12 protein-coding genes and 1 pseudogene are annotated in these 13779 nt (G+C 33.1%); 11 read left to right on the top strand and 2 right to left on the bottom strand.

From position 1 onward, the window contains the following. Positions 1–72: 72 nt before the first annotated feature. Complete coding sequence (locus tag NHE85_RS14050) at positions 73–753, top strand: Crp/Fnr family transcriptional regulator (RefSeq protein WP_252813313.1); 681 nt, start codon at positions 73–75, stop codon at positions 751–753. On the opposite strand, the gene NHE85_RS14045 is transcribed toward NHE85_RS14050, so the two are convergent. Further along, positions 737–2548, bottom strand: coding sequence for a hypothetical protein (locus NHE85_RS14045; protein WP_252812774.1), 1812 nt, complete (start codon positions 2546–2548; stop codon positions 737–739). The genes NHE85_RS14050 and NHE85_RS14045 overlap by 17 nt on opposite strands. 272 nt (positions 2549–2820) lie before the next feature. On the opposite strand from NHE85_RS14045, the gene NHE85_RS14040 reads away from it, so the two are divergent. From NHE85_RS14040 to NHE85_RS13995, 10 genes are all read left to right on the top strand, one after another. After that, positions 2821–3294: a Dps family protein gene (locus tag NHE85_RS14040; protein ID WP_252812773.1), complete on the top strand. Its 474-nt coding sequence runs from the start codon at positions 2821–2823 to the stop codon at positions 3292–3294. Between the two features lie 6 nt (positions 3295–3300). Beyond that, on the top strand, positions 3301–3972 hold the full coding sequence (locus NHE85_RS14035) for a YoaK family protein (RefSeq protein ID WP_252812772.1): 672 nt from the start codon (positions 3301–3303) through the stop codon (positions 3970–3972). 4 nt (positions 3973–3976) lie between these two features. Further along, the gene (locus NHE85_RS14030; protein ID WP_252812771.1) at positions 3977–6205 is read left to right on the top strand and encodes a histidine kinase dimerization/phosphoacceptor domain -containing protein; all 2229 of its coding nucleotides are present in this window, start codon (positions 3977–3979) and stop codon (positions 6203–6205) included. 11 nt (positions 6206–6216) lie between these two features. Continuing rightward, a complete protein-coding gene (locus tag NHE85_RS14025) occupies positions 6217–7587 on the top strand; it encodes a sigma-54 dependent transcriptional regulator (RefSeq protein ID WP_252812770.1) in 1371 nt (456 codons plus the stop codon). 17 nt (positions 7588–7604) lie between these two features. Beyond that, the gene (locus NHE85_RS14020) at positions 7605–7907 is read left to right on the top strand and encodes a GNAT family N-acetyltransferase (RefSeq protein WP_252812769.1); all 303 of its coding nucleotides are present in this window, start codon (positions 7605–7607) and stop codon (positions 7905–7907) included. Between the two features lie 42 nt (positions 7908–7949). After that, positions 7950–9527, top strand: a complete 1578-nt coding sequence (locus NHE85_RS14015) for a sigma 54-interacting transcriptional regulator (RefSeq protein ID WP_252812768.1) — start codon at positions 7950–7952, stop codon at positions 9525–9527. Between the two features lie 157 nt (positions 9528–9684). Further along, positions 9685–10698, top strand: coding sequence for an alpha/beta fold hydrolase (locus NHE85_RS14010; RefSeq protein ID WP_252812767.1), 1014 nt, complete (start codon positions 9685–9687; stop codon positions 10696–10698). Next, the gene (locus NHE85_RS14005; protein WP_252812766.1) at positions 10698–11012 is read left to right on the top strand and encodes a phosphoribosylpyrophosphate synthetase; all 315 of its coding nucleotides are present in this window, start codon (positions 10698–10700) and stop codon (positions 11010–11012) included. The genes NHE85_RS14010 and NHE85_RS14005 overlap by 1 nt, the downstream gene beginning before the upstream one ends. Positions 11013–11048: 36 nt before the next feature. Continuing rightward, the gene (locus NHE85_RS14000) at positions 11049–12215 is read left to right on the top strand and encodes an MFS transporter (RefSeq protein WP_252812765.1); all 1167 of its coding nucleotides are present in this window, start codon (positions 11049–11051) and stop codon (positions 12213–12215) included. A 2-nt stretch (positions 12216–12217) separates the two neighbouring features. Next, positions 12218–13222: a type I glyceraldehyde-3-phosphate dehydrogenase gene (locus tag NHE85_RS13995; protein ID WP_252812764.1), complete on the top strand. Its 1005-nt coding sequence runs from the start codon at positions 12218–12220 to the stop codon at positions 13220–13222. Positions 13223–13530: 308 nt separating this feature from the next. Here the strand turns inward: NHE85_RS13995 and NHE85_RS13990 are convergent. Then, positions 13531–13779: pseudogene (locus NHE85_RS13990) on the bottom strand (hypothetical protein); the annotation flags it as partial.

The following is a 13779-nucleotide window of genomic DNA, read 5'->3' as shown; positions in this document are numbered from 1 at the left end:
AGATTACCTGCAATAAAATATGATATTTATCATACAACTTATGTAAATTTGCCTAAACAATCAGGTATGATTATGAGTAAATGTGAACAATGTATCGTTAGGGAATTCAGCTCTTTAAAAGCACTGAACAAAGATGAATTACTCAAAATTGCCAATTGTAAATCATCATACAGCATAAAAAAAGGGGAACCTATTTTTACAGAGGGTGAAAATGTAAATGGTATTTTTTGCATTAAAGACGGTGTATGCAAGCTAACAAAGTTAAGTGCTAATGGCAACGACCAGATTGTGAAACTTATTACCAAAGGTGAATTGCTTGGACAACGGTCTATGATAAGTGAAGAACCTGTAAATCTTAGTGCAATTGCACTTGAAGATATGGAGGTATGCTTTATACCTAAATCAGAGATAATGGGACTTTTTAACCAAAATAACCAGTTTTCAATGAATGTTATGAAAACTATTTGCGGTGACCTTAAAGAAGCCGATGAGCATTTGGTAACTATGGCTCAAAAATCCGTAAAACAACGTTTAGCAGAAACGTTGATATATCTTTATGATACCTTTGGTTTTGAAGATGATAAAAGCTTAAAAATTAAACTTTCACGTGAAGAACTGGCAGGAATAGTTGGCACCGCAACTGAAAGCTGCATACGACTATTGTCTGATTTTAATAAAACAGGAGTAATAAAACTGTCCGGCAAAAAAATAATTATACCGGACAGAAATAAATTATCTAAACTTGTAGGCTAGTTACAATTTCTGCCTCAGGGATCATGATTTCTTTTATCCTCTTTTTATAATGTTTTAATTCTTCAACATTATTTGTGTCATTTACAGACATAAAAACGCTTTCATAATATTCTGTTCCTTCTAGCAGATTATTTTTAAAAACACTCCACTTTTTAATTTGTTGTATAGAATATAAGCTGCTACTCTTTTTAATATCTTCGATCAGGTAATCTATATAGAGTTGCAATTCTTTAATAAACATATTCGGGCGGTACCCTTTTGCCAAAACAGAGTGATATCCATAAATATGACGAACCATATCTTTAAGCGAAACTTCTTTATCAAAATAAGCCATATTTGGTCCGGGACAAATAACCACTCCCTGTTCTTCTCCTTTAATTTTAATATTGTTTTCAATATATGCCGGATTAGCCAGCCCTACACATAAACAAGATTTTACTGTAATAATATCTTTTCTGTTTTTGTATTCATCTTCGGTTATAGTATCTTTTAAATTTTCCAGCTCACTAAGCTTTATGCGCTGATATTTGTGCGAAGCTGTGCAAATACCGGTTTCATCATATTCTTTGCTTAATGCCAGTAATTTTTTAGGACATGAGCTACCCGGTTTATTATTTATAATACGTTCAGTTTTAAAATACTCATTTGTAGCACCTTTTACTGTATTAAAAGGTACTCCTAAGGGTGATATCTCACTTCTGTAAAATGCTGAAGAGTCTGAACCAGCCAATAATTTTCTGGTGGCAGTGTCTGTTGAAGTAGCTTCGGGCACTAGCAGAAACGGAGACCCCCAGCCTACCGAATCAATAGTATAATGTTTTAGTAAAAAATCATGTTCACTCGCTGTACCTATACCTCCCTGAACTGTTATTTTTAAGTCCATCGGAATTTTTGGGACTACTTTATTTTTCTGTAAGAGAGCCTTAATTAATAATTCATGTGAAATATTTATAAGCTCATTCTTTCTTTGTTTAAACTCCTGCAAAATTGGCCCTAACAATAGACCTTCAGTAGCAAATGCATGGCCTCCGCAGTTCAAACCCGATTCAATCCTGTATTCAGATACCCAAATGCCTTTTTTAGCCAGAAAATTTCCCTGAATGAGTGCCGACCTAAAATCACTGACTTTAAGTATAATCTTCTTCTTAATACTTCCATTTGCATCAGGAAAAAAGTCATCAAAATCTGCTATATAATTATATAATGAAGGATTCATACCTGCCGAAAGCACTAAGGAAGAACAAAGCTTACTATTAGCATAACCTCTAAGAGAAGCATGGGCATCATTATAAATTGTGGATAAAGCTTCGTTTTTATTATAATTAGCTTTGTCCACTTTAGTCATTATATTAACATCTATATTGCCAGGAGTAAAATATTGAGATAAAAAATTACGAATCTCATTCGCCTTATTAAACTGACTGGAAACATAAAATTGTAATCCTTTCTTTATAGCTGACATAGGCGGAAGCATAGCTATAAAATCATTAAGAATGTGCTTGTTTTCCGAAAGTTCAGTGCAAAATTCTGTATATTTCTTTTTAACTATTTTGTCTACTGTATTTAAATAAGATGTTATTCGTTCTGCTCTGTAATCATTTATTTTCGTAGTTATATGCCTGTATGGAATATCAAACTTTTCACTATAAAAAGCATTCATTTTTTCCATCAATTCATCGTCAATAATTGAAATAACAGAATCTATCCCAAAATGAGCCAATTTTATAGGGCTATCAATAGTATAGGCAAGTCCCATAACCGGGATATGGAAATTGTGTAATTTACGGTTTATCATATTTCCTGATTAAAATTAATCAGCAAATATTAAATTCTGAAGCCGGTAAAAACCTGATAAATATCATGTATTAAAAATTTACTTATTATAAGTTAAAAAACAATTTAACGATATATCGTAAATTTAAAAATAAGTAAAACACTTAAATATCTATAAATAAAATATTTATGTGTTTGGCAAAGTAATAGATAACTGTATTACAAGAATATTTTTCAAATAAGAAATTTTTGGAAACAGGTATTATAGTCATTATTAACAACTAAATAAAAAATATGGAATCTCTTGTTGGAATTAAAAAAAATCATTTAGTCGATGTAACTGAAACATTAAGTAAGGTTTTAGCCGATGAGTTTGTATTATATACAAAAACCCGCAATGCACACTGGAATGTTGAAGGGCCTGATTTTTATAACAAGCATTTATTTTTTGAACAACAATATACCGAGCTTGAAGAAATAGTTGATAGTGTCGCTGAAAGAATAAGGATATTAGGTCATCATACTCCTGGCACTTTAAAAGAGTTTCTTCAGTTAACTCATTTAAGCGAAGTATCAAGAGAGAAGAATGATAGTACAGGTTTTATTAAAGAACTGCTATCTGACCATGAAAGTATTATTATTTATCTGAGAGAAAACATTCAAAGGTTTGCAAATGAACTAAAAGATTATGGCACCAGCGATTATATTACCGGACTTATGGAAACTCACGAAAAAATGGCCTGGATGCTGCGCTCACACTTAAAATAAAGATATATGGAACAGAAAAATATTAATACTGTTACATTAATGCTTGCTGCTGTAGCCGGCTATTGTGATATCGTAACTTTTATAGCCGGTGATAATATCTTTTCTGCACACGTAACGGGAAACTTTATAGTATTTGCTTACCAAATGGCTACAGGTGGAGATATTGATGCATGGATAAAATTAATTACCTTTCCCATATTTATTATAGCTGTAATTACCGGAGGACTTATGTCTGGCAAAGTAAAAAGTAATAAACTACTGTTTGTAGAATGTTTATTGCTTATTGCAGCGGGTTTTATTGCGTTATTTTATAATCAGGAAAATGAACAAAAGCTGGTAATGTATATTATAATTTTACTTATTGTTTTTGCATTAGGATTACAAAATGCATTTGGTAAACTATTTAGCAAAGCTACATATGGACCAACTACAATGATGACTGGCAATGTTACGCAGGCATCTCTGGATTTAGGTGCATTGCTTTTTAAAGGCTTTAAAAGTACCGAGAATGTTATAAGCTTTAAAAAACAGCTTATAACAATATCAGGGTTTTTATTAGGCTGTTTAACCGGTGCTTTTGCAGGAAAATATTTTGGTTTAGCTGCTATTTTATTAGCAGGAGGATCTATGCTTGTGTGTTATATTATATCAAAGAATCATGCTGTACAAAATCAGTAATTTTATGAAACTTAAATTAATAATCTTTTTTACTTTATTTCTTACTTTAAGTGTTTTAAGCCAGTCAATGGATAAAGAGCACTTTAATAAAGTCATGAAAGGTATAGTTTATAAAAAAAATGATGTAGAAAAAGCGGATCTTTATTTGAAAGCAGCAAGGTATTGTCTTGAAAAAGAAGGAGAATTTAAAACCGATCTGGACAGTGCTTCATTACTTAATAATCAATCAATACAAATAAGCAGGAAATTTGATTTAAAGGAAAATATAGCACAAAGTATGCTGCTTGATGGCGAAATTGCAAAGGAAAGAGGGCACAAGGATTTGGCAGTTAAATTAAAAAACAAAGCTTTAGAATATGCTATTAAAAATGACCTTAAAAAAGAACAGGCAGCTGTTTATATTTCTTTAGGATATAATATGCCAGAGAATGAAACTTCTAAAAAAGAAGAATATTATAAAAAGGCAATACAGTTATACAGAGAAACAGGTGCATTTTATGATGAAGCGGAAACATTTGTTGAACTGTCAATCATTCATAATTCTATTGATGATCCTGCTACATCTATAAAATTTGCAAAACAGGCTATTAAAATAAAAAAGCGTATTAAAAGACATGATGTTTTTAAAGAATACACCATGCTATCGCTGAATTTCAGAGTTCAGGGTAATTATAAAAATGCTTTGTCTTATGCATTGGCAGCAGAAAAAATAACCGAAAATTTAAATGGTAATGAAAAGTGGCTTAACCTCATATATGACCTTTTAGGAACTATATATTCGGAGTTAAAAATTTACGATAAATCAGTAGAATATTATAAAAAAGCAATAGTAATAGCTAAAAAGTGTAACGATGCAGAGGCTGTAAATGCTATAACCCTTAATACAGCACGTGGGCTTTATAGCAGAGGTAAGAATGCTGAAGCACTGGAGGTTTTAAATAGTTCTTATAAATACTATTCAGATAAAAACTGCAATGCCGAATATCCATCACTTTATATATTAGTTTACTGCAGCTTAAAAAAATATAATAAAGCCAAGCCGTACTACGATCAGTTAGTAAAGTGTAGTAATGATGTAAATAATCTTAAATATAAAGATCATATTGAACAGGAAAAAATGTATTATGCAATGATACATTTTTTATTAAAAACAGGTCAGGCAGATAAAACTTATGTATATATAAATAAATTAAAGGAACTCGCAAAATTAAATAATGATCTTTATAACCTTTCCCAGCTGGAAAGGACATACTATAAATCAGATTCTGCTACCGGCAATTATCAGGGAGCTTTTAATCATTTAAAAATGTATAAGCAATTAAATGATTCTCTTTTTAACCTTGAAAGAACAAAACAATTATCTGATCTTCAGGTTAAATATGAAACCGATAAAAAGGACAAAAATATAAAGCTATTAAAGCAGAAAGGAATATTACAGGAAACAAGACTGCATAACGAACTTGTTATAAGATATGTGTTTATTGCAGGCCTTATAATTTTATTTATTCTATCTATTTTGCTTTACAGCAGATACTGTATGAAACGTAAAAGCAATACTATATTAGAGCAAAAACGTGCCGAGATAAATAGGCAGAATAAAAAATTAAGACAGCTTGTTGATGAAAAAGAATGGCTTTTAAAAGAAATACACCATAGAGTAAAAAACAACCTGCAGATAGTAATAAGTTTATTGAATACGCAATCTGCGTATCTTGAAAATGAAGATGCATTACTGGCTATACAAAACAGTCAGCATCGCATGCACGCCATGTCTCTTATTCATCAGAAACTGTATCAAACTGAAAATCTTTCGAGTATAGATATGTCATGGTACATTCAGGAATTAGTGAACTACTTAAAGGATAGTTTTGGTACTGATAATAAGATTAAATTTACTTTTGAAACAGAACCTATTGAACTGGATGTTGCTCAGGCTGTTCCTTTAGGGCTTATTTTAAACGAAGCTATAAGTAATGCAATTAAATATGCGTTTCCTGAAAATAAAGGATTAATCAGTATAGTATTAAAAGAGAAATCTAATTGCAAATATACTTTACAGATTGCTGATAACGGAATTGGTTTACAGCCTGATTTTGATAGTGCCGAACGAGATTCTTTAGGAATGAATCTGATGATTGGCCTGGCAGAGCAACTGGATGGAAGCTTTAACATAGCTTCAGATAACGGAGTGATAATAACTGTTAACTTTATAAAAAGAGAGGCTGAAATTTAAGCCTGATGAAAATGGATACAAAAGAAAAAATATTGATTGTTGAGGATGAATTCATAGTTGCTAACGATTTGAAAATGATTCTCAAAAAAGCAGGCTATAATGTAATAGGCATTGCTTCGTCTGTTGCGCAGGCGAGAGATATTATTAGTACTAAAAAACCAGATTGGGTACTGCTTGATATTATAGTAAAAGGCGACGAAACAGGTATAGACCTGGCTTGGGAATTAATGGAAATGCAAATTCCATATTTATTTATTTCTGCCAATACAAACCAAACTACATTAGAGGATGTAAAAAAAACACAGCCTTATGGGTTTATGGTTAAGCCTTTTAGGGAAAAAGATTTACTTGTAATGCTTGACATTGCCCGTTACCGTTATAATTTAGTTCATCATTTACCTTTAGAATATGAAACCGCAAAGAACACCATACAATTTGATGGAATAATAGGCAATAGTACAGCTTTAAATGATGTACTTAAAAAGGTTAGTGTTGTTGCACCTACAGATACCTCTGTTTTAATATTAGGAGAAAGTGGTACAGGCAAAGAAAAAATAGCACATGCTATTCATGAAAATTCAGATCGTAAAAATAAACCTATTGTAATAGTTAACTGTGCAGCATTGCCCATTTCGCTTATAGAATCAGAATTATTTGGACATGAAAAAGGTGCCTTTACAGGGGCTAACACGCGCCGCATAGGTAAATTTGAGCAGGCAGATGGCGGTACTGTTTTTCTGGATGAAATTGGAGAACTTCCTTTAGATGCCCAGGTTAAATTACTGCGCGTTTTACAGGAAAAAGAAATTGAAAGAATTGGTGGTGACAAAACAATAAAAGTAAACGTGCGTATTGTTACTGCAACAAATAGAAACCTGGAATATGAAGTAGCTGAGGGAAGATTCCGACTTGATCTGTATTACAGATTAAATGTATTCCCTATTGAACTTCCGCCTCTTCGTGAGCGTAAAGAAGATATTAAACAACTAGCCGAATATTTTCTTAAAAAGTTCAATGCTAAAACAAGAAAAAATCTTGTTGGATTTAGTAACAATGCATTGCAGCAACTTGAAAATTATAACTGGCCCGGAAATATACGTGAATTAGAACACCTTATTGAAAGAAGCATCTTAATAGCAACAGGTACTGAAATATCTAATATAGAACTTCCTGTAAGTATCTCCCCTGCCCCTGTTTCAGTTGCTGCTAATGGAAATTTAAGATCGCTGGAAGATATGGAGCGTGAATATATACTACAGGCACTTGAATCTTGTAACGGTAAAGTTTTTGGTCCGGGTGGTGCCGCAGAAATACTTAAAATACCCGCGACATCATTATATTCAAAAATGAAAAAATATGGTATTAAACAAACACATTCTTAACTTAATATAATAATATTATGCAGGAAATTAAACTAGAACTTGACGCAAAAAAGCATGGTGCTTTTAATTTATATGAAGACGGAAATAAAACAGGGACAATGGTAATAAGTATTACTGACACTGTCCTTACCGTGTATCATACTGAAATAGATCCATCTGGTGAAGGAAAAGATTATGCAAAATTACTTTTAGAAGATATGGTTAAATACAGCAGGGATAATAATCTTATGGTTAAACCATTATGCCCTTATGTACATGCGCAATTTAAAAGACATCCTGAATTATACACAGATATCTGGCTTAAAAATAGCGGAGAATAATATTGTTTATCTAGAATTTGTAAAATTGCTTATTATCTAAAAATGGGAATAAATTCGCAACACGATAGTATTTTACAACGTATTCAGGAAAGAGAACAGGAACTAAAAATTCTTTTCTCATTATCTCAGTATTTTGCATCTGCCACAGATATAAAAAAACTGGATGATGCAATTCAGAACCATTTAAAGCCACATGTTTTGTTTGATAGCTTTATACTATGTTCAGGCAATGAGAAAACAAAACAATATAGCTTATTTTACCATGATAGTAATAAAGAATATGAGCAATATAAAAACGAAGTCTATGATATAAAAGACGGTTTTTACAACACCTGCCAGAATTCTGCCGAACCAATAACAATTTCTGCTTCTGATTTTAAAAAAAATAATACAACGCCAGCTTTTTTAAAAAACACAACCGAAAACGGAATAAGAGAAGTTATATGCATACCTGCAAATACTACTGAAAGCAGTTCAATTATTATTATAGGTGTAAAGAAGCCCGGTACTTTAAGCAGAAGTGCAATGCGCTTACTGAAAGGACTATCTGTGCAAATAGGTATAACTATAGATAATATAAATTTTAAAGAACAATTATATTTACAACCCGCTGATTTAAGTGCAAAGGTTTCATATGATACTATCTCTCATCAAACCGTAACCTCATCTTTAGATGCTATAATTGGAAATAGTAAGGAAATTAAAATTGTAAAGGAAAAAATTATAACCGTAGCGAACTCAGATTCAGGAGTTTTATTGTTGGGTGAAAGCGGTACGGGTAAAGAACTGATCGCAAAGGCCATACATGACAATTCAGCCTACAGCAACAAAGAAATGATTAAAGTAAATTGTGCTGCAATTCCTAAAAATTTAATTGAAAGTGAACTTTTTGGACATGAAAAAGGTGCTTTTACAGGTGCAGTACAACAAAAGACAGGTAAGTTTGAAAGAGCCAATAATAGTACACTTTTTTTAGATGAAATTGGTGAATTATCTCCTGAATTACAGGTAAAATTACTTCGCGTACTACAGGAAAAAGAAATTGAACGTATTGGAGGAAATGTTACTATACCTGTTAAGGTAAGGATAATTGCTGCCACCAACCGTGATTTACAGCAGGAGGTTGCCAATGGTAACTTTAGAGCCGATTTATATTACAGGCTAAATGTTTTTCCTATAAATATCCCTCCATTAAGGGAACGTATCAGTGACCTGAAAGAATTAGCAGCGTTTTTTCTACAAAAATATTCAGGGAAAAATAAAATAAAACAAATTGCCGCTAAAACATTAAATGCCATGAAAATATATACATGGCCAGGTAATATTCGGGAATTAGAGCATACTATAGAAAGAGCTGTTCTGTTATCACAGGATAATGTAATTAAAGAAATTCAGCTTAGTACAATTATACAGGACAAAACACAAAAGCAACAAGAACTTTTTACTATTAAGCCTTTCACTGAATTTGAAAAAGAATATATTATCTGGGTATTATCTAAGTGCAGCGGAAGAATTTCAGGGCCAAATGGTGCTGCTGCACTTTTGGGTATGCCTCCTACTACTCTGCAATCAAGAATGATACGGTTAGGAATAAAAAAGACACATTATCTCTCCCAATAATTTTTTAGATCTATACTATTGTATTGCTGTAATTACGAAATATCGTAAATTAAAATTCACAACGAACCAAATAAATAACTAATAATCAGTATTTTAAATCCAAGGCATATTCTTCGCTTCATGTTTAAGTAATAATATTAATTTAAAACCTTAAAACATGAAAACAGAATTTATCAAGAAAACCCTTTTATCTCTAAATAGGGTAATTTCAAAAAAAGCCGAGCACCTTTCAGTCTTAAAACTTACTTTAAATTTATTAATTGCAGGAATGTTCATTATTGTTACTTCTTGTAGTAAAACCACAGAAAATAAAGAAAATGTTGTTGCTGAAAGTATTGCACAAAAAATCGGAGCCAGGGCAGAATATATTGAAGTTGAGCCAAATGTAAGGCTACATGTTACTGATATGGGTGAAGGAAAACCCGTAGTTTTAATACACGGATACCCAGTTAGTGATGCCTGCTGGGAATACCAATACAATGCTCTTTTAAAAGAAGGTTACAGGGTTATTGGTATTACACTTAGAGGTTTTGGACAATCTGACAAACCTTATGGTAAGTATAACTATGATCAGTTTGCTGATGATATTAAAGTTGTATTAGATAAGCTGGATATTAAAGATGCAGTAATAGGCGGACATTCTATGGGAGGTGCTATTGTGTTACATTATGTTGCCAAATATAACAGTGAACATGTAAGCAAAATGGCTCTCTTTTCGGCAGCAGCACCATGCCATACTAAAAAGCCTGATTACCCTTATCCATTCTTTACCAAAGAAGATATTACACAATGGGTAGAATTAAATAATAATGACAGACCTGCACTATTAGCAGCTATAGGTGAGCGTTTCACACTATCTCCAACTTCATTGTCCCCGGGAATAGCGGCTTGGCTTGGCGGAATAGAAATGCAATCATCTCCTTATGCTATGGAACAGGCGCTTATTGCATTAAGAGATGAGGATTTAAGAGGTGATCTTCCAAAAATTAAAATACCTACCCTGATCCTTCATGCTATACAAGATAAGATAGTAGCTTATGCTCTTGCAGAACAAATGAATAAAGGCATTGCAGGCTCTAAATTGGTTCCTTTTGAAAAAAGCGGTCATGCTTCTTTTGTGGAAGAAAAAGATAAATTCAACGAAGAATTAATAAAATTCATAAAAGAATAATGAATACGCAACAACCTGCTTTTGACACTGTGACCGAAGCGCTTTCATGGCTTACTGAAAAAGGATTTACCTATAATTTTAATCTTGACGAGAATTGCATCCGCTTTAATAACAATCAGCAATCAATGTCGCCTGAAGAATTTACTATTGAGTATGTTTTTCGTTTTGAAGGTGAAACAGATCCCGGAGATGAAGATATTGTATATGGTATAACTTCAGATGTTCACAACATTAAAGGTGTACTCACTAGTGCTTTTGGCCCATACGCAGATTCGCTTTCTTCCGAAATGATAAAAAAGCTTTCCGTGCATTAAAAACTTAGCTGAAAACAATCATCTAAAATTTATACCATGAAAAAATTATCCTCTATACAAATTCTAATTATGGCAATAACTGCCGGAGTTTGCGTAGCTAATATATACTATTGCCAGCCTATTCTTAATGAGATAGCCAGATCTCTTAATCTAAATGGAGATGATGTAGGTATAATAGCTCCTTTATCTCAGGCAGGATATGGTTTAGGACTACTTTTTATTACTCCGTTGGGTGATAAAATTGACAGAAAGCGGCTTATACTTTATTTGCAATTATTACTTATTGCTGCGTTAATAGGCATGTCATTTTCCACAAGTTTACTTAGCCTTTATGCAGCCAGTCTGGCAATAGGTCTGTTTGCTGTTACGGCTCAGGTTATATTGCCAATGGCAGCAAGTTTAGTAACAGAAAACCGTGGAAAAGTAGTAGGTATAATTTTTACAGGAATATTAATTGGTATATTAACTGCAAGGGTCTTTAGCGGTTTTATAACCGAATGGATTGGCTGGAAATATGTATATTTAATATCGGCTGCTATAGTTGGTGTAACAGCTATATTAATGCAAACAGATTTTCCATCGGTAGAAGACAGGTTTGAGGGTAGTTATTTAAAACTGCTATCATCTGTTATACATCAGCTTAAGCGTTTCCGTACATTAAGACTTTCAGCATTATTAGGTGCGCTGGTTTTTGGAGCATTGAGTTCTTTTTGGGTAACACTTACATTTTACCTTAGTGGAGCCCCGTTTAATTATAAACCGGATATTATTGGCTTGTATGGCTTGCTTGCAGCAGGCGGCGCGTTAATGGCTCCGTTAATCGGGAAAATTTCTGATAAAGGCGAAAGTCCCAAAAAAGTTTTATTGCTTGCATTAACTCTTATTGTAGTTAGTATAATACTACTGTACTTATTCCCTGCTTCCAATATAGCTCTAATACTTACTGTGCTTTTAATTGATGTTGGGGTTCAGGCAGTACAAACAACTAATATAGCACTTATATATACTCTGGATACTAAAGCAAACAGCAGGATAAACACCGTTTATATGACCTCTTTTTTTATAGGAGGTTCTTTAGGAGCATTTGCAGGTATAATAGCATGGAAACATGGAGGATGGAATGTAGTTTTATTGCAAATGATTATCTTTATAGTACTTGCAGTTATCACCACATTAAATATTAATAATAACCAAAATAAATAATTATGAAAAAAATTGCACTTTATGGATTTGGACGTATCGGCAGACAGTTTCTTAAGATAGCTGTTAAAAATAACAGCGTACTTCCTTCGTATATTGCAGACATACAGCCGCTACCAACCTTGGCAGCCCTTTTAAGTGTTGATACTAACTATGGCCGTTGGGAAGAATCTGTTTCCACTGAGGGGGATTCTGTTCTTAAAATTGGAAACCACGCTATAAATTACGTGAACTCTAAAACCGAAATACCGGATTGGGGAGCTTTGGGTGTTGATATGGTGGTAGACTGTTCAGGTCGTGCCTCTACAAGAGCCGGAGCTCAGGCGCACATAGACCGAGGTGCTAAATATGTGCTGATAAGCGCACCAAGCAAATCGCTGGCGGATTGCGATGCAGTACTTTTAAAAGGTATTAATTTAGAGCAATTTAGCCCAACTGACCATAAGATAATAAGCATGGGTAGCTGTACAACCAATGCTTTGGCCGTTGTTGTTAAAGTAATACTTGAAAATTTCGGAATACAATACGGTTTATTCTCTACTGTGCATTCTTATACAAATAGCCAGTCGCTAACAGATCAGCCAATGAAAGACAGAAGAGATTCATGGGCAGCAGCAGAAAATATTATTCCGTCATCATCCGGAGCAGCAAGAGCGTTACAGTTTATATGGAAAGATCTTAAAATAACAGGTAAAGCATACCGAATACCTACTAAAACAGGAAGTATTGCTGAACTTAACCTTATTACCGAAAAAGATTGTACTGTAGAAGAGGTAAATGAAGCTTTCAGAAAAGCAGCCAAAACCGAACAGCTTAAAGGAGTGCTTGATGTATTGGAAGAAGAATGGACTTCTGCAAGAATAGTGGGCGATCCGCATTCTTCGCTTATCGATCTGCCTCTTACAACCAAAGAAGGTAATTTATTATCGGTTGCGGCATGGTATGACAACGAATGGGGTTTTTCAAACCGACTTGCCGAAACTGCAGACTATATTTTTAAACGTATATAATCTGTTTTACCGTTTATCAGTTCCTTTTAAATGCATAAATCCCTGTAATTACAGGGATTTATTAAAGTTATTCAGAGTGTTTAGTGTTTTTCTTTTCTCTTTTAGCTTCCTTCTTTTCTTTAGCAGTCTTAAGAGGTTCTTTTTTACTCCCCTTCTTAGTATCCTGGCTTTTCGACATAATTATACAATTTAAGTATTGTTATTTGTAAGGTAATGAAATTAAGCATGTACTTGTTTAATTATCAGTATTTAACTAAATAAATTCATTTGGAAACCTAAAGATGTGAAACTCCTCTTTTCTTATTAAGTTAAAATTTTTTAATTCCACCTACCCCAAAAGATATCTGGTTACCCCTTGTATCTTTTGCATATTCCTGATTATCAAGTGAAGCCTGAGCAAAAAGAATAATATTGTTTTTAATTGTCCGCCTATACTCCAACGCAATGTTATTCGTTTTTAATTTATAATTGGCTGAATTATAAAAAACATTGTTGGTCTGGTTATCGGGAGATATACCTGTGCCTATCCTTAAAGCAATATAATCATTTGCCCCCCC

The sequence above is a fragment of the Flavobacterium sp. NRK1 genome (genome assembly GCF_024054175.1).
In the GTDB taxonomy this organism is placed as follows: domain Bacteria; phylum Bacteroidota; class Bacteroidia; order Flavobacteriales; family Flavobacteriaceae; genus Flavobacterium.
The sequence above is the reverse complement of the archived record's forward strand: the minus strand, read 5'-3'. Positions and strand labels throughout refer to the sequence as shown.

Excerpts from the sequence above, each read along its gene's own strand:
- NHE85_RS14050 (WP_252813313.1), top strand. The coding sequence starts at position 73 with ATGAGTAAATGTGAACAATGTATCGTTAGGGAATTCAGCTCTTTAAAA.
- NHE85_RS14045 (WP_252812774.1), bottom strand. The coding sequence starts at position 2,548 with ATGATAAACCGTAAATTACACAATTTCCATATCCCGGTTATGGGACTT.
- NHE85_RS14040 (WP_252812773.1), top strand. The coding sequence starts at position 2,821 with ATGGAATCTCTTGTTGGAATTAAAAAAAATCATTTAGTCGATGTAACT.
- NHE85_RS14035 (WP_252812772.1), top strand. The coding sequence starts at position 3,301 with ATGGAACAGAAAAATATTAATACTGTTACATTAATGCTTGCTGCTGTA.
- NHE85_RS14030 (WP_252812771.1), top strand. The coding sequence starts at position 3,977 with ATGAAACTTAAATTAATAATCTTTTTTACTTTATTTCTTACTTTAAGT.
- NHE85_RS14025 (WP_252812770.1), top strand. The coding sequence starts at position 6,217 with ATGGATACAAAAGAAAAAATATTGATTGTTGAGGATGAATTCATAGTT.
- NHE85_RS14020 (WP_252812769.1), top strand. The coding sequence starts at position 7,605 with ATGCAGGAAATTAAACTAGAACTTGACGCAAAAAAGCATGGTGCTTTT.
- NHE85_RS14015 (WP_252812768.1), top strand. The coding sequence starts at position 7,950 with ATGGGAATAAATTCGCAACACGATAGTATTTTACAACGTATTCAGGAA.
- NHE85_RS14010 (WP_252812767.1), top strand. The coding sequence starts at position 9,685 with ATGAAAACAGAATTTATCAAGAAAACCCTTTTATCTCTAAATAGGGTA.
- NHE85_RS14005 (WP_252812766.1), top strand. The coding sequence starts at position 10,698 with ATGAATACGCAACAACCTGCTTTTGACACTGTGACCGAAGCGCTTTCA.
- NHE85_RS14000 (WP_252812765.1), top strand. The coding sequence starts at position 11,049 with ATGAAAAAATTATCCTCTATACAAATTCTAATTATGGCAATAACTGCC.
- NHE85_RS13995 (WP_252812764.1), top strand. The coding sequence starts at position 12,218 with ATGAAAAAAATTGCACTTTATGGATTTGGACGTATCGGCAGACAGTTT.